Annotated in this window: 18 protein-coding genes; 11 read left to right on the top strand and 7 right to left on the bottom strand. The window is 31.9% G+C overall.

All coding sequences use genetic code 11. From position 1 onward, the window contains the following. Together ACN0WI_RS05700 and ACN0WI_RS05695 are read left to right on the top strand one after the other, a co-directional pair. Positions 1–900, top strand: a complete 900-nt coding sequence (locus ACN0WI_RS05700) for a DUF6268 family outer membrane beta-barrel protein (RefSeq protein ID WP_417885683.1) — start codon at positions 1–3, stop codon at positions 898–900. After that, positions 900–2,066: a sigma-54-dependent transcriptional regulator gene (locus tag ACN0WI_RS05695; RefSeq protein WP_417885682.1), complete on the top strand. Its 1,167-nt coding sequence runs from the start codon at positions 900–902 to the stop codon at positions 2,064–2,066. The genes ACN0WI_RS05700 and ACN0WI_RS05695 overlap by 1 nt, the downstream gene beginning before the upstream one ends. A gap of 40 nt (positions 2,067–2,106) precedes the next feature. Here ACN0WI_RS05695 and ACN0WI_RS05690 read toward each other — a convergent pair whose 3' ends face one another. Then, on the bottom strand, positions 2,107–2,688 hold the full coding sequence (locus ACN0WI_RS05690; protein ID WP_417885681.1) for a hypothetical protein: 582 nt from the start codon (positions 2,686–2,688) through the stop codon (positions 2,107–2,109). Positions 2,689–2,873: 185 nt separating this feature from the next. On the opposite strand from ACN0WI_RS05690, the gene ACN0WI_RS05685 reads away from it, so the two are divergent. The 4 genes from ACN0WI_RS05685 (at position 2,874) to ACN0WI_RS05670 (ending at position 5,530) form a co-directional block, all read left to right on the top strand. Further along, a complete protein-coding gene (locus tag ACN0WI_RS05685; protein WP_417885680.1) occupies positions 2,874–3,284 on the top strand; it encodes a hypothetical protein in 411 nt (136 codons plus the stop codon). Positions 3,285–3,346: 62 nt separating this feature from the next. Continuing rightward, positions 3,347–4,720 carry an MATE family efflux transporter gene (locus tag ACN0WI_RS05680; protein ID WP_417885679.1) on the top strand — a complete coding sequence of 458 codons (1,374 nt, stop codon included), beginning with the start codon at positions 3,347–3,349 and terminating at the stop codon, positions 4,718–4,720. 10 nt (positions 4,721–4,730) lie between these two features. Beyond that, the gene (locus tag ACN0WI_RS05675) at positions 4,731–4,961 is read left to right on the top strand and encodes a hypothetical protein (RefSeq protein WP_417885678.1); all 231 of its coding nucleotides are present in this window, start codon (positions 4,731–4,733) and stop codon (positions 4,959–4,961) included. A 5-nt stretch (positions 4,962–4,966) separates the two neighbouring features. Continuing rightward, positions 4,967–5,530, top strand: coding sequence for a phosphatase PAP2 family protein (locus ACN0WI_RS05670; protein WP_417885677.1), 564 nt, complete (start codon positions 4,967–4,969; stop codon positions 5,528–5,530). Here ACN0WI_RS05670 and ACN0WI_RS05665 read toward each other — a convergent pair. From ACN0WI_RS05665 to ACN0WI_RS05655, 3 genes are read right to left on the bottom strand one after another with little or no spacing between them, the layout of a single operon-like run. After that, a complete protein-coding gene (locus tag ACN0WI_RS05665) occupies positions 5,527–7,152 on the bottom strand; it encodes an ArnT family glycosyltransferase (RefSeq protein WP_417885676.1) in 1,626 nt (541 codons plus the stop codon). The genes ACN0WI_RS05670 and ACN0WI_RS05665 overlap by 4 nt on opposite strands. 7 nt (positions 7,153–7,159) lie before the next feature. Beyond that, the gene (locus ACN0WI_RS05660; protein ID WP_417885784.1) at positions 7,160–7,786 is read right to left on the bottom strand and encodes a lipid-A-disaccharide synthase N-terminal domain-containing protein; all 627 of its coding nucleotides are present in this window, start codon (positions 7,784–7,786) and stop codon (positions 7,160–7,162) included. Further along, positions 7,786–8,499 (bottom strand): glycosyltransferase, encoded by a 714-nt coding sequence (locus ACN0WI_RS05655; RefSeq protein ID WP_417885675.1) that lies wholly within the window; start codon positions 8,497–8,499, stop codon positions 7,786–7,788. The genes ACN0WI_RS05660 and ACN0WI_RS05655 overlap by 1 nt, the downstream gene beginning before the upstream one ends. Positions 8,500–8,825: 326 nt before the next feature. Here ACN0WI_RS05655 and ACN0WI_RS05650 point away from each other — a divergent pair, with 326 nt between their 5' ends. Beyond that, entirely contained in the window at positions 8,826–9,254 is a 429-nt protein-coding gene (locus ACN0WI_RS05650) for an organic hydroperoxide resistance protein (RefSeq protein ID WP_417885674.1), read from the top strand. Between the two features lie 42 nt (positions 9,255–9,296). On the opposite strand, the gene ACN0WI_RS05645 is transcribed toward ACN0WI_RS05650, so the two are convergent. Further along, positions 9,297–9,857: a DUF2911 domain-containing protein gene (locus tag ACN0WI_RS05645; protein WP_417885673.1), complete on the bottom strand. Its 561-nt coding sequence runs from the start codon at positions 9,855–9,857 to the stop codon at positions 9,297–9,299. Positions 9,858–10,016: 159 nt separating this feature from the next. On the opposite strand from ACN0WI_RS05645, the gene ACN0WI_RS05640 reads away from it, so the two are divergent. From ACN0WI_RS05640 to ACN0WI_RS05625, 4 genes are read left to right on the top strand one after another with little or no spacing between them, the layout of a single operon-like run. Beyond that, entirely contained in the window at positions 10,017–10,562 is a 546-nt protein-coding gene (locus ACN0WI_RS05640) for an RNA polymerase sigma factor (protein ID WP_417885672.1), read from the top strand. Beyond that, positions 10,546–11,181: a hypothetical protein gene (locus ACN0WI_RS05635; RefSeq protein ID WP_417885671.1), complete on the top strand. Its 636-nt coding sequence runs from the start codon at positions 10,546–10,548 to the stop codon at positions 11,179–11,181. Before ACN0WI_RS05640 ends, ACN0WI_RS05635 begins: the two co-directional genes overlap by 17 nt. Next, a complete protein-coding gene (locus tag ACN0WI_RS05630; RefSeq protein ID WP_417885670.1) occupies positions 11,162–12,550 on the top strand; it encodes a hypothetical protein in 1,389 nt (462 codons plus the stop codon). The genes ACN0WI_RS05635 and ACN0WI_RS05630 overlap by 20 nt, the downstream gene beginning before the upstream one ends. 34 nt (positions 12,551–12,584) lie before the next feature. Beyond that, the gene (locus ACN0WI_RS05625) at positions 12,585–13,274 is read left to right on the top strand and encodes a peptidoglycan DD-metalloendopeptidase family protein (RefSeq protein WP_417885669.1); all 690 of its coding nucleotides are present in this window, start codon (positions 12,585–12,587) and stop codon (positions 13,272–13,274) included. Positions 13,275–13,278: 4 nt separating this feature from the next. On the opposite strand, the gene ACN0WI_RS05620 is transcribed toward ACN0WI_RS05625, so the two are convergent. After that, complete coding sequence (locus ACN0WI_RS05620) at positions 13,279–13,761, bottom strand: DUF4199 domain-containing protein (RefSeq protein WP_417885668.1); 483 nt, start codon at positions 13,759–13,761, stop codon at positions 13,279–13,281. A 120-nt stretch (positions 13,762–13,881) separates the two neighbouring features. After that, positions 13,882–16,488 (bottom strand): ATP-dependent chaperone ClpB, encoded by a 2,607-nt coding sequence (gene clpB, locus ACN0WI_RS05615; protein ID WP_417885667.1) that lies wholly within the window; start codon positions 16,486–16,488, stop codon positions 13,882–13,884. Positions 16,489–16,622 lie beyond the last annotated feature (134 nt).

Raw genomic sequence — 16,622 nt, 5'->3', positions numbered from 1 at the left:
ATGAAGAAAATACTATTACTTTTTTCGGTATTATTTTTAGTTGTGAATAGTAATAAATCTATCGCACAAACTACAGATTTAGTTCGAATTGAATACACGTATTTTCCACAATCTAATTCCGATAATTCATTTAGACGATTTCGAAGTTTTGTAAATTTTCCAATTGAACTAAAAAAGAAAGGTACCTATATAATTCCTGGGATAGAATATAGAAATGTAAATTTTAAGTATGAAGATCCCGCACAGTTTGAGACGTTACATTTAGATAGATTTCAATCGTTTACTGCTTCTTTAGGTACGATTTTTAATTTGAGAGGGAAGTGGAGAATGGGAGCAGAGGTTGGAGTCAAAGCTGCTTCAAATTTTTCAACAAACGATATTTATAGCGACGACCTTATTTTTGATGGAGCAGTATATTTTATAAGAATAGAAAAAGAAGCTGAAAAGCCATGGCGGCTTATTTTTGGGATGCATTATTCTACAACCACTGGTTTTCCATTTCCACTACCGGTAGTTAATTATTATAAAAAGTTTAATCCAAATTGGTCATATACGCTGGGTATTCCTAAATCGAATTTAAAATACCACATTAATAAGAGAAATGAACTGCAAACTTTTATAACTTTAGATGGCTTTTTTGCCAATATTCAAGATGAATTTGAAGCGACACCTGTGGTAAATGACACTAAAGATATTGCAGAAAGTATGTCGATGACTATATTATTGGCAGGAATAGGGTATCAGTATAATTTTTCAAAACATATTTCCTTTTATATTTATACAGGACATACTTTAATTAATGATATCCGTTTACGCGATAGTAATAAAGACGATGTATATACCATAAATGATACAAATACGTTTTATTCACGTGGCGGACTTAAATTTAGTATATTATAATGTCAAAAATATTATTAGTAGAAGATGAAGCAGCCATTCGAAGAGTGCTGGTTAAAATCTTAAATGAAGAAAATAAAAATTATCAGGTAACCGAAGCTGAAGATGGTTTGGTTGCCATGGATATTATTAAAAATGAAGATTTTGATCTCATTTTATGTGATATTAAAATGCCAAAAATGGATGGTGTTGAAGTATTAGAAGCCACTCATAAAATTAAGCCTGAAATTCCTATTGTTATGATTTCAGGTCATGGGGATTTAGATACAGCCGTGCAAACCATGCGAATGGGTGCTTTCGATTATATTTCGAAACCACCAGATTTAAATCGGTTACTTAATACGGTTCGGAATGCTTTAGATCGAAAAGAATTGGTGGTAGAAAATACCAAACTCAAAAAAAAAGTAAGTAAGAATTTTGAGATGATTGGTGATTCTGAAGCTATTACGCATATAAAACAAATAATAGAGAAAGTAGCACCTACCGATGCCCGTGTTTTAATTACCGGAAAAAACGGAACTGGAAAAGAGTTAGTAGCACATTGGTTACACCAAAAAAGTGAACGTTCTAAAGGACCAATGGTTGAGGTAAACTGTGCAGCAATTCCTTCAGAACTTATAGAAAGTGAACTATTTGGACATGTAAAAGGAGCTTTTACATCGGCTAATAAAGATAGAGCTGGTAAATTTGAAGCCGCCAATGGTGGAACTATTTTTTTAGATGAAATAGGTGATATGAGCCTTTCTGCACAAGCTAAAGTGTTACGTGCATTACAGGAAAATAAAGTGTCTAGAGTAGGTAGTGATAAGGATATTAAGGTTGATGTGCGCGTAGTTGCCGCAACTAATAAAGATCTTAAAAAAGAAATTGAAGACAAGAATTTTAGAGAAGATTTATACCATCGTTTAGCGGTGATTTTAATAGAAGTCCCTTCTTTAAATGAGCGTCGGGAAGATATTCCATTATTAGTAAATTATTTTACAGAAAAGATTGCTGCAGAACAAGGCACTAATAAAAAAGAATTTACCGATCCAGCCTTACAAGAGTTAAAACAATACGATTGGACAGGAAATATACGAGAATTACGAAATGTAATAGAACGCTTAATAATTTTGGGAGGGAAAGAAATTACAGAAGAAGATGTAAAGCTTTTTGCTAGCAAACTATAAGTATAAAAAAACCGGCTAAAAAACCGGTTTTTAATTTTTATTATGGAATATATCGTAAAAAATACATAGTATCCCCGCTAGGATGATCCCACTTATGAAATAAATCAAACCCAAATTTTTGATACACAATTGCATTTTTACGCATTCTAGTTTCGGCGTATAATGGTAAATTGTATTGTTTAGCTCTTCGGTAAAATTCATCTTTCATTTTTACACCAACTTGCGTACCGGCACCTCTAGATTCTTTTAAAATCCCCCAGAACCAGCAATAAAGATATTCGCCTTCCTGAGGACGTTGTTTTTTAATGTAATTCTGAGTTTTTAAAATTTTTAGTGCATTTTTAAAACCAGTTACATTTACAACTAAACCTAATTCAGCCCAAGCTTCTTTCCAAAAAGATTCTTCTTTTTTGCTTGTTTTAAATAAAATAGCAATACCATTACCATCTTCACTAACAATTAAAGCATCTTTTTTTATGGCTTTATTAACCATATGAGTTGCTAAGTATTTGTAGCGTTTCTCTTCGTTGCCTCCTTTTTTTACCACATCCATAGAGGAAGGTATTTCTTGTAATAAGGTAGAGACCTTTTCAATAATTTCCGATTTCTTTTCCTGCGTCATGGTTTGCTTCAAAATTAGACTGCGAATATAATAATTTTAACGCGCTTTTAGAATTTCAAATTTCATTAGAATAAATAAAATTTTTTAAATTCTAATAACATTATTTAATATAATTTATAGTCAGTTTTTATAAAATTAATAAGTAATTGCTATATAGTAAGCAATGCTTTTAAATAAATTATTTTTTGAAATTTCCTTTATTAAATATATCCAATCCCAATTGGCAAAAAGAAGAAGATCTAATGAGCTTTTTATTGCTAGATAATTATAGTTATAAAGATGATATATATTTTGAAAGGTATTTGAAAGACGAACTATTTTGCGACTGCAAAGGATCTATTTTTAAAATTACCGGAAAAAAAGGAACTTTTCGAGCTTATAAAAAACTTTTTGGGTTTTTGCCAGAGATTTATAAAACTAGATTAATATTTGAAAAGACGAATACTTATATAAGTTTAGAAGATTTTAGAGAATATCTAATGGATCGAGTAGCTAGTTTAGGCTATGGTGTTTCTGAAGTAAAATTACTATTGAAACTTAAAAAAGCAACTTCACACGAAGAACTTATTTTAGTTTTCTTCAACGCGAAATTTTAAATTAAAAAATCAATTTGAATGGAACGAAAAGCCATTATCTTTGCGGACTAAATTTTTAAGGTTTGCAGTTTTCAAATTACACAAAAGAGTTCGGTAGAAACTTAACTATTGCTTTCCCTGTTATGTTAGGACAATTGGGACAAGTTTTAGTAGGGTTAGCCGATAATATTATGGTTGGGCGTTTAGGAGCAGCACCACTAGCAGCAGTTTCTTTAGGGAATAGTATGGTTTTTATTGCTTTATCTCTCGGTATTGGTTTTTCGTTTGCGATTACTCCATTAATAGCAGAGGCAGATGGAGAGAATAATATCGACAAGGGACGAAGATATTTTCATCATGGGCTTATACTGTGTGGAATAAACGGAATATTTTTGTTTCTGCTTTTATTGCTTTGTAAGCCTATATTGTATTATTTAAATCAACCTCCAGAAGTAGTCGATTTGGCACTTCCATATCTCGAAATTGTTGCATTTTCAATGCTACCTTTAATGGTATTTCAAGCTTATAAACAATTTGCAGATGGTTTATCACAAACCAAATATGCCATGTATGCCACAATCATGGCCAATGTTGTAAATGTGATTTTTAACTACCTATTAATTTACGGAGTATGGATTTTTCCGGAACTAGGTCTACGAGGAGCAGGTATTGGAACATTGATTTCTCGATTTTTTATGATTTGGTTTATATGGGAAATCTTAAGGCGAAAAGAGCTATTTAAGCCCTATTTTGTATGGTCTAAAAAAGAGCTTTTTAAAGCTGATATTTTTAAACGAATGATTGCGTTAGGTTTTCCTACCGCTTTACAGATGTTTTTTGAAGTAACTATTTTTACCGCTACTGTATTTTTAGCGGGGACTCTAGGGACAATTCCACAAGCAGCCAATCAAATTGCACTAAATCTATCGTCCATGACGTTTATGATTGCTGTAGGGTTAGGAGTAGCAGCAACGGTTCGGGTTGGAAATCAAAAAGGCTTACGGCATTATCATGAATTACGCAGAATTGCATTTTCGTTATTTTTGTTGGTTTTTTTAATAGAGCTGGTATTTGCTATAAGTTTTATTTTGCTAAAAACATGGTTGCCTACTTATTATATTGATAATGTAGAAGTTATTGTATTAGCCTCTCAGTTATTAATAATTGCCGCATTATTCCAGTTGAGTGATGGGCTTCAGGTTGTAATTTTAGGAGCGTTAAGAGGTTTTCAAGATGTAAGAATGCCAACCGCAATTTGTTTTGTTTCGTATTGGATGATTGGTTTTCCAATATCTTGGTATTTTGGTCAAGAAGGTCAATTAGGTAGTTTAGGAATTTGGTTAGGATTATTAGGAGGATTAACAGCCTCTGCTTTAATGCTATTTCTAAGATTCAACTATCTTAGCAAAAAAATGATTTCAGGAGTTGATCCTGAAGAATTAATACAAAACTCATAATCATATATTTATGGAATTTCCAAAATTTTTGTTAGGTGATAATACCGATTATCCCGATGCTATTTTTGTAGTACATACTGAGTTTCCAAGATTTATTATAAATCTTGAAAATGATGAGGTTGAATGGTTAGAAGATTTTGATAAATCAGATGAAGAGGAATTAGCGAATGAAGCTGAAAACTTAATAACAGAAGCTAATGAGTTTTACGATAGAGAAGTAGCTCGCTACGAAGAATCTTAATTAGTATGGAAGAACTTATTCATTTAGATCAAGAGCTATTTTTATATTTGAATAATTTAGGAAGTCAGCGATGGGATGGGTTATGGGTATTTATTAGTGATAAATGGATGGCTATTCCATTATATGCTATATTACTTTTTCTGTTATTTAAAACTTTCGGCTGGAAATATAGTGCTATTACCTTAATTTTTATAGCACTTTTAATAACCTGTACCGACCAGATGGCGAATGCCTTTAAACATGGAATAGAACGTTTACGTCCTTGTAGACAAGAAGGTGTGATGGAGTATGCCAGAATTGTAGCAAAACGTTGTGGTAGTTATGGTTTTTATTCCGGTCATGCTTCAAATTCCATGGCTATAACCTTCTTTTTAGGTTTGCTTTTTCGAAAAAAATATCCAAAATTACTTTATTTATTAATTTTTTGGGCTATTGCTGTAGCTTATAGTCGGGTATATCTTGGAGTTCACTATCCAGGTGATATCATTGTGGGAATGTTTTTTGGTGCATTTTACGGAATATTATGGTATTATATTCACCAATTTGTAATGCAAAAAATAAATCTTTAGTTTTTCTTTTTCAAGATATAAAAATCTCTAATTAATCGTTCTTTATAGCCCGATTTATCGGGATTTACTTGATTTAAATCATATCGATCTATTTTTTTTACTTCATAGTTTTTAAATCGATTAGTTGGGAAATCTTCGGTTATTTCATGTAGCAGTCCAAATTTTTCATCTTTAGGGATTGATAAGCTGTCTTTATATAGTAGTAATGGCAATGGTTTTCCATAGTCCCATACAATTTCCGGAGAAAATGAGTCATATTCATAAACCTTAAAATTCTTCTTATTCGCTACATTTTGTAATGTAGCAAAAGATTTAAAATTGGGATTATCTAGTAGTGTATCTATTAACGGAAAGGCAAAAACTATAATTGCAGCGGTAAAAGCTACTGTTAGGTAGAATACACGTGTAATTTTTTGTTGTTTCAGAAAATATAAAATACCGATTCCTAATACGCATAAAGCAATAGAAGTAAGAATATACCAGATGTAATGTTCTCCTTCTAAATTTAAGAAAAAAGGAGCCGCAATTGTAAAAGCGAATCCAATACAAGCAATTAATCCAAAATTAAAATATACTACCCACTTTTCTTTAATTTTTAATGCTGAAAAATGACTGCCTAAATATTCAATATAGAAAGATGTATTTAATGCCATTGGGATAAGAACGGGTAGTAAATATCTCGATTTCTTTTCAGGGATAATTGAAAGTAATATTACAGAAAGCAATGTCCATAATAACGAAAATTGATATGCCTTTTTATTACTAACTTTGTTTTTTAGGTACGGATATAGCAAGGCTACAAAAGAAGGGATGGTCCAAATTCCACTTTGGGTAAAGAAACTCCAATAATAATAAAAAGGGCGTACATTGTAACTTCCCCAATTCGAAGCTTCATCAGTAGTAATGTCTAGAAAAGCAACCGGATCAGCCATCCGAACGTAAATAAACCACGAACTACCAATAGCTAAACTTAAAAATATAAAAATGGCTAAAGCGAACCACTTTTTTTTAAAGCTATTTGTTTTGTAAACTATAAAGAATGCAATAAGGAAAGGAAGAAATAGCGCATATAATGAAACTGGCCCTTTACTTAAGATCGAGAACCCTAAAAATAGGGCAGCCATAATTGCATTTCGGTAAAATTGATGTGAATTTTTGAAAAATAAGAAAAGAAAGTAAATGGTAACCATCATAAAAGCATGAGTGAAAATATCCCATTGTCCATTTCTACCTGAAAAAATAATATAGAAAGAGGAAGTAAGAATTAAACTAGCTATAAATGATTGTTTTCGAGTTATTTCTAAGCATTTTGCAAAATTATACAAACTAATAGTTAATAGTGTAGCCGCTAAAGCAGCAGGTAATCGAAAAGCCCAAAGTGTATTTTGGCCAAAAATTTCGGCAGAAAAAGCGGTAAGCCAAGTGGGTAGAGGTGGTTTTTCGTAGCGAGGTAAATCGTTTAGGGTTGTGAGTATCCAGTGGTTGGAAGTGAACATCTCTCGGGCGGTAACAAAATTCCGCGCCTCCATGATATTTACATAGATGGCGTCTAAATTAAAAAAGAATATTAGGATACATACCGCAGTTAATACCCATATATACCGATGCGGTGTATGTTTCATACTTTTTTTATTGTTTATATTTTTTTAATAAAATAATATTTCTAACGTAAATAACACTACCAAAAATATGACCAACAAATAGTACTGGATCTTTTCTGATAATGGCATATATTAAAATAAGTAAAGCTCCTATTAAACTCAATAACCAAAAACCAAATGGTAAACTTGATTTTTTTTTCTTTTCAGAATATAGCCACTGGTAAAAAAAACGTAAGTTAAAAATAATTTGAGCAATAGAACCTAAAATTAAAAGCCAAAAGGGAATAGCTTCATTATTAAAGAGCTTTTCGAAATCTTGATTGCCATTATGATAGGAATAAAACAGAATCAAGGCTGGGAAAATGTATAGAAATAATCGAAACAGTTTAGGCAGTTTTTTCCATTCGTTCTGAAGTTGAAGATTTCGAATATAAATAAAATAGGTTAAAGCTTGCCCTAACATAATCGAGAAATCATCTCTTAAATAGCCATATACAAAAAGTAAAAAAGAGGCAAACAAACTTAATTTCCAGAAAAAAGAAGGGGTTAAAACTTTTTTCTTTTTTTCAGAAAGTAACCATTGTAGCAGTAGCCTGCCTGAAAATAAAAGCTGAGCAATAAAGCCTATTGTAAAAATATGCCAAGAATCTATCATCATCCTTTCTTGGCCACTTTATAATTTATATACTTTTTTTTCATCCATAAGTAAGCAAAGCAATCTAATAATGGTCCTAGTAATCGGTTCCAAACATGGAATTTTGCAGTACCTGCAATTCTTGGATAATGTCTTACGGGTATTTGTTTTACGGTGCCTTTTTGTAACATAACCATAGCTGGAAGAAAACGGTGTAATCCTTTAAACATGGGGATTCGTTTTGCGTAATCTGCTTTTATAATTTTTAGAGGGCATCCGGTATCTTCCATTCCATCATGAGTGAAACTGCAACGGATTCCTTTTGCAATACGAGAAGACATATTCTTAACAAAAGAATCTTTTCTGTTAGATCTCCATCCAGTCACCAAATCATATTCACTTATATAATCCATTAGCAGATTGAAATCTTCAGGATCAGTTTGTAAATCGGAATCTATATATCCAATTAAAGGAGTTTTAGCATAATCGAAACCTGCTTTTATAGCAGCACTTAAACCTTGATTTTTTTCAAAAGAAATAAAATAAAAGTGCTCATTACGTGCACTAATAGCTTCAATCATTTCTAAACTATTATCTGTAGAACCATCATCAACTAATAAAATAGAAGTAGGTTTTACTGCAATTTCTAAATAAGTACTTAGTTGTTGTTCTAAGCGTTCAAGATTTTCCTCCTCATTAAATATTGGAGTGATAATCGTAAATTGATAGTACATAAGTTTCAAATTCGAGAGCAAATGTATTTATAAATTGAAAATAATTTAGGTTTTAAATGAAAATATCAATCATTTGTTATAAGAAATGAATCAAATTATGATAGAAATATTTTTATTCAAATTTTTAAAACCAAAACATAAAAAATATACAGTAAATTTATAACTATCTTACAGCCAGTTTAAAACTTCAGATTGCTTGGTATAAAGAGAATTTTATATCTTAATTTATTTTTTAATTATAATTTATAAGAACTTTAGGAAGAGTTTTTTGAGTGCTTTTAACAAGAATAGTATCTTGACCAATAATTAATAAATAAAGATATTTAATGAAAACTTTATATTCAGCAAAAGTAACTACCGATGGTGGTCGAAATGGAAGAACCATTAGTGATGATGGTGTGTTAGATCTTGAACTAGCCATGCCTAAAAGTTTAGGTGGTGAAGGTGGAGATTATAGTAATCCCGAACAATTATTTGCAGCAGGTTATTCTGCTTGTTTTGGAAGTGCTTTAGAAATGATTGCTAAAAAAGCTAATGTAGATTTAGGAGATTATAATGTAACAGCTACTATAGATCTTGGTCAAACAGAAGAAAAAGATTTAGAATTATCTGCTATTTTAGATATTTATATCCCAGATATTGAAGTAGAAAAAGGAGAAGAATTAATAAACGAAGCTCATGAAGTTTGCCCTTACTCTAGAGCAACTCGTGATAATATAGATGTAACACTTAATTTAATGATTGATGAAGAATAATCTTATTATCAATTTATAAATTATACAAAAAGAGGTTTCCTACTAGGAAGCCTCTTTTATTGGTATAGATACACTGGTAGTATCCCAAGTTATTATAAGAAATACAAAATCAGTAGTATCTTCAAAATAAATAGCTAACTGTTCTACCTTATTTTGTAGATGATTTGTGTTCGTTTCTAAAATTAAAGTATCAAATTTAGGATCGCGATAAGCATTTCCTTCCAAATCGATACCCCAGGGATACATTTTCGAATTAAAAATAATCTTCCAACTGTTCTCTTTAGGAATAGTCCATAAGGTATACTTACCAGCAGGTAAAAAACTACCATCGATCATGAGATCTTTGTTGGTAACAAATGTAGTAGCTTCATTCGCTCCAGTGCGCCAAACCTTATTGTAAGGCACTAAGTCGCCAAAAATATGTCTTCCCTTTTTATAAGGACTGTTATAAAAAATTTCTAACTTAAGTCCATTTTCTCCTTCGTAAGAAACAGTTTGTTCAGGGCTATAACTTTTTGTGTTTTGTTTTATCAAGAAGAAAACAAAAACTATAAAAAGTACAATTCCCACAATTTTTAGCAGTAATTTAAGCCCTTTATTCATAGATTTTTAATTAATAATTGAATTATCTTCTAAAAGTTAAGATAGTAATATATCTAGTACTAACAATTCTTTTAAAGATTTTTATTTAAATCTGCAACATCTAAAATTAGAAGTCGTCTTTAGTAATGAAGACCAACTTTAACCAATCAAAAAGTCATTTTGTTACAACATCAACTTTTAGAAGCCTGTAAAAATAATAGCCGAAAGGCGCAGCTAAAGCTTTATAATAAATATAGTGAGGGTATGTATTACATAGCATTACGATTTATGAATGATACTCAGGAAGCTGAAGATGCTATGCAAGAAGGATTTATTAAAGCCTTCGATAAATTACATCAGTTCACTGGTGAGGTAACTTTTGGAGCTTGGTTAAAGAAAATCGTTGTCAACAAATGTTTAGATAAGTTAAAAGCAAAAAAGTTAGAGTTAATTGCTCTTAATGAACAAGTATTGGGTAAAGTAGATGAGGATTCCTCTTGGGCGGTAGAAGATGAGGTAACAGTGACAGAAATAAAAGAAAAAATGAACAATTTACCGGAGAAATATCGATATCCGTTATTGTTATTCTTGGTAGAAGGCTATGATCACGAAGAAATTTCAGAAATATTGAATATCTCTCAAGTAGCTTCAAGAACATTAGTACATCGAGGAAAGAAAAAATTGCAAGAAGAATTAAAATATTTGAAAGATGGCACAAGATATTAGAGAATTAATGAAGAAAGATAGGGAGCAGCAAAAGCATCCGCCGCTTCCAAAAGGACATGAGCAACGGTTTATTGCTAAGTTAGAACAGGAACTTTCGAGAAATAAAAAGCAAAATAATAAACAGAGACTTGTTCAATACTTTTTAAGTGTAGCGGCAATTTTTACAGTTGCAATGGCCGTAGGAGCTTTTTTATACTACCAAACAGATCCACTAGAGATAGAAGGCACTCCACAAGTTTCTAATACTTCTAAAGATATAAATAGCACTTCAGAAAAAAACTCAACAGAAACAGCACAATTTCGGTTAAGTAATGTTTCTCCCCAGTATAAAAAGGTTGAAGATTACTACATGGGAAGCTTAAATGTTTCTTTAGCGAAATTAGAAATTACTCCGGAAAATAAAGAATTAGTAGATTCTTTTATGCTTCAAATGTCAGAGTTAGATAAAGAATATAAACGTTTAAATGAAGAGTTTAAAACTGTTGGTCCTAACGAACAAACAGTAGAAGCAATGATTTCTAACCTCCAATTACGTTTGAAGTTATTTTCGAAACTCAATCAAAAATTAAAAGAAATTCATTCATCAAGAAAAAAAGATTATGAAAATACAGAAGCTTAATTGTTTTATTTGTTTGCTTTTGTTAGGAAGTGTTCTTTCGGCACAAGAAAAAATAAGACGCGATTACTCGGTAAATAAAGATGTTGTTATAGATTTAACAACTACAAATACAAATGTTTTTATAGAAAATTGGGATAAGCCAACAGTAGCCATAGTAGGATATGTAGACTCCGATTTATCAAAATCAGAATCTAATACTATGTTAGATAATTGGGAAGTGTCTACTACAGGAACTAAAAATAAAGTGACTATACGATCAAAAAGCAAACGAGAGGAAGGATGGAATAACACCGTTACAATTCACGATGCAGAGCTTGAAGATGCGCTATCCCAAATCCCTGAGATTATGGGGCCTATTATGAACGATTTGGTAAATCCTTTACTTCAAAGTTTTTCAGAACACCCAATGCCACCCGAAGTTTACAATAATATTAGCAATCTTAATTTTGATTATGAAGCCTATAGAGAAGAAGGTGATGCTTATTTAGAACGATGGGAAAAAGAAGTTGATAAAAAATTTGATAAAGATTTTGAACGAAAAATTGAAAAATGGGCTAAAGAAATCGAAAAAAGTTCAGAAAAAGATCAAAAAAAATTAGAGAAAAGTATGGAGGCCTGGGGAGAATCTTTTGGCAAGAGTATAGAAGCCTGGGGTGAATCTTTCGGTAAAAATATGGAAGCTTGGGGAGAATCGTTTTCCAAAAAAATGGAAGCTAAATACGGAAAGTCAAAAAACAATAGATCTTTTATATCGAATTCAGCTACCGATAAAGTAAAGAAAACCATTCGTATAAAAGTACCTAAAACCGCAACCTTAAAAATGAATATTCGTTATGGCCAAATTACAACTCATACACTAACTAATGTTGATGCTAATATTTCTCACGCAGCTTTTAAAGCTAGTAGGGTAAAAGGAGAAAACTCGCATATTAAAGCTTCTTATTCACCAATATCAGTTAAAAATTGGGAATATGGTGTGCTAAATGCTGCTTATTTGCCAGTTTGTGATATTGCCAATGCAGAGAGTATTAAGTTGATTTCGAATAGCAGTGATATTACTATTGAAAATTTGCAAAAAGTAGGTATATTGTCGGGTACTTTTGGAAATTTAATTATTGAAAATTTATCTTCAGATTTTAAGAATTTGGATATTAATCTTGAAAATAGCGATTTGCGATTACACTTACCAAAAAATGCATTTACAATAAATTATAATGGTACAAAAAGTGAAATAAATTATCCGTCTTTTCTTTTGATGGAAGAAACAAATTCGTACGATAATAAATTACTAAAAGGCTATTCTAAAACGCCAAAATCAAATTCGCAACTTAATATTACTGCTAGATACAGTGATGTTTTGCTAAATTGATATGCATCAACTATTTTTGGCGAAATTGTAAACTATGAAATACGGTTTCGCTGAATTTGTTGCTTCTTTAACTAATGATTTTAATCCGGTTATTGGAAGCGGATATACTCATGAAGATTATATAGCAATAGATCTTTCTGCTAAAAATCCGCAGTTATTAAAATTAGAGCAGCTTTCTTCCGAGGCTTTTTCAGTTTATATTGATCATAATTTAAAAATTGCTAATAAAAAAATAGCTTATGGCGGTTATGCTGAGGTTCGTAATTTATACCAAAGAAGTCAACTTTTTAACGAAAATCAAGAGCAATACTTAAATAGAAATATTCATATTGGTTTAGATATTTGGGCACCAGCACAAACTGAAATATTAGCAGCTTTAGATGGAAAAGTGCATAGTTTCCAAGATAATACTAATTTTGGGGATTATGGACCAACCATTATTTTAGAACATAGTTTTCAGCAAAAAACATTTTATACTTTATATGGCCATTTAAATAGAGCATCTTTAGAATCTCTAGAAGTTGGTGGGAGTGTTAAGGCACAACAGAAAATAGCTGAATTAGGAGCCCCTTTCGAAAATGGAGATTATGCACCCCATTTACATTTTCAATTAATTAATGATATAGCGAATAAAAAAGGAGATTATCCGGGAGTTGCTTCTGAAAAAGATCTTTCTTTTTACAAGCAGAACTGTCCGGATCCTAATTTATTATTGAAAATATAAGATCTTATTTCTTTTTTTTAGTTAGTAAAGCAATTAGTGCAGCAGTACCAATACCCATTCCTAATACATTAAAAATTTCTAAGATAATAAACATTTTGGTACTGTAAAAAGTGTTTACATTTTTAGCAGACATTCCTAAATGATCTACATTGTATGCAATCATATTTTCTAGAAAATTAGGGCTAATGTAATGTAATGCTATAAGTTGAGTGATGGGAGTTAACACAGCAATAAATCCTGTAAGAATAATGCCGGATACAAAACCATTTTGCCAAGTAAAGGTTTCGTTTTTAAAAACCTTACGCCTTTTTTCTATGGAAGCCATAAAATAAATGGCAACAGCTATAAAACCGAAAAGTAATGAATAGAAGCTTTGCTTACTTATATTAACATCGTGCCATCCTAAACTTTTTTCTAAAGTGATCCATGCTAATTTTGCTAATGAAAAGATAAGCGCCCATTTAATTTCAGTTTTAAATTTTTTCATTTTAATCGCTGTTTAGGGCAGCAAAAATAATAAAGTAAATTAAAGCATTCTAGATTTAGTTTTTGAAATAAAAAAACGGACTGTTTTTAGCAGTCCGTTTTATTTATCTGTTCACTAATTTTAATTAGTTTCAGTTAATTCTTCCTGATTTCTAAAAACTAAGTGATCATCAAATTCATCTAGGAGAATAATACTATCAGTGCTTATATTTCCTGAAAGAATCTCTTTCGATAATTTATTCAATACCTCTTTTTGTACGGTTCGTTTCACTGGTCTGGCACCAAATTGCGGATCGAATCCTCGTTTTGCTAAGAAAGACAATGCTTGCTCTGTTGCATCCAAAATAATGTTTTGTTTTGCTAGCATTTTTTTTACGCCTTTTAATTGAAGATCAACAATTCGCTTAATGTCCTGCTGTGTTAATGGAGAGAACATCACAATATCGTCAATACGGTTAATGAATTCTGGGCGTACACTTTGTTTTAATAAACTAAGAACATCTGTTTTTGCAGCTTCCATGGCAGTTTCTACATCACGGATATTTTCAAATTTATCCTGAATAATCTGGCTTCCCATATTAGACGTCATAATGATGATCGTATTTTTGAAATCTGCTAAACGCCCTTTATTATCTGTTAATCGTCCTTCATCTAAAACTTGTAAAAGGATATTAAAGGTATCTGGATGCGCTTTTTCAATTTCATCTAATAATACCACAGAATATGGTTTACGACGTACCGCTTCTGTTAATTGTCCACCTTCATCGTAACCAACATATCCTGGAGGTGCACCAACTAATCGGCTAACCGAGTGGCGTTCCTGATATTCACTCATATCAATTCTCGTCATTGCCGATTCATCATCAAATAAATATTCGGCTAAAGCTTTAGCTAACTCTGTTTTACCTACACCGGTAGTCCCTAAGAATAAGAACGAACCAATTGGTCTGTTTTGATCCTGTAAACCAGCCCGACTTCTTCTAACTGCATCACTCACGGCTACAATAGCTTCTTCTTGTCCTACGACGCGTTTATGTAATTCGTCTTCTAAACGAAGTAACTTTTCACGCTCACTTTGTAGCATTTTGGTAACCGGTATTCCTGTCCACTTCGCTACTACTTCAGCAATATCATCGTTAGTTACTTCTTCCTGAATTAAAGATTTTCCGCTTTCTTTTTCCTGAACTTCTTTTTGAAGGCGTTCTAGTTTTTCCTGAGCATCTTTTATTTTTCCGTAACGTAATTCGGCTACCTTTCCATAATCTCCTTCACGCTCGGCACGTTCAGCTTCTAATTTATACTCTTCAATTTCAGTTTTTGCACTTTGGATGTTATCAACTACCTCTTTTTCATTCTTCCATTGTGCATGAATCTCGTTTCGCTCTTCTTTGAGATTTGCTAAATCGGCGTGTAAAGATTTCAATTTTAATTCATCTTTTTCACGCTTAATAGCTTCAATTTCAATTTCAAGCTGCATGATTTTACGATCTAATACATCTAACTCTTCCGGTTTGGAATTAATTTCCATACGGAGTTTAGATGCTGCTTCATCCATAAGGTCGATCGCTTTATCGGGTAAGAATCGATTAGTGATGTAACGTTGCGATAATTCTACCGCAGCGATAATCGCTTCATCTTTAATTCTTACTTTATGGTGTTGCTCGTACTTTTCTTTAATACCCCGAAGTATAGAAATTGCACTTTCGGTATCTGGCTCTTCCACCATCACTTTTTGAAAACGACGCTCTAGTGCTTTATCTTTTTCAAAATATTTTTGATATTCATCTAAAGTAGTTGCGCCAATAGCTCTAAGTTCACCACGGGCAAGCGCAGGTTTTAAAATATTTGCGGCATCCATGGCACCCTGGCCTCCACCAGCACCAACTAATGTATGGATTTCATCGATAAATAATACGATATTTCCATCGCTCTCAGTAACTTCTTTAATAACCGCTTTTAAACGCTCTTCAAACTCACCTTTATATTTAGCACCGGCTATTAAAGCACCCATATCTAAGGAGAAAATTTGTTTGTCCTTAAGATTTTCGGGTATATCGCCTGCAACAATACGATGTGCTAAACCTTCCGCTATAGCAGTTTTACCGGTACCAGGTTCTCCAACCAACATTGGGTTATTTTTAGTTCTACGAGATAATATTTGTAAAATTCTACGAATTTCTTCATCTCGACCAATTACCGGATCTAGCTTGCCAGTTTCAGCTAGCTCATTTAAATTTTTAGCATATTTATTAAGGGAATTATAAGTTTCTTCGGCACTTTGTGAAGTTACTCGATCTCCTTTTCGAAGTTCTTCGATAGCTGCTTTTAAACCTTTTTCATTGGCACCTTGATCTTTTAAGATTTGCGCAACTTTACTAGATGACTTAAAAATGGCTAAGATTAAATGCTCTACGGAAACATATTCGTCGTTCATTTTCTTGGCAATGCTCGACGCCTCATTTACAGTTTTTCCGGCTTCCCGGCTTAACATGATATCTCCACCGCTAACTTTTGGAAAACTCTGTAGAGTATTATCCAAAATTTGTGTAAATAGGTTAACGTTAATGTTCAATTTTTTCAGCAAAAATGGTGTTACATTTTCATCTACAATCGTAATCGCTTTAAATAAATGTTCATTTTCAATTTGCTGATGGCCCATCTCTTGAGCAAGCTGTTGTGCCTGCTGGATAGCCTCCTGTGATTTTATGGTAAAATTATTAAAGTTCATGGTCTATTTCTTTTTCAGATTCTAAATAACAAATCTTATACCTGAACTAATAATTGACATTTTGACATTATTTTTAAATAAAATTAAGACAAAAAGGCATGTTTATTAAAGATTTTGTTAAGCTATTCCCTTTT

Origin of the sequence: Zunongwangia sp., from assembly GCF_048269745.1 — a bacterium.
GTDB lineage: Bacteria > Bacteroidota > Bacteroidia > Flavobacteriales > Flavobacteriaceae > Zunongwangia.
Note: the sequence above shows the minus strand (reverse complement) of the source record. Positions and strands in the feature narration are given on the sequence as shown.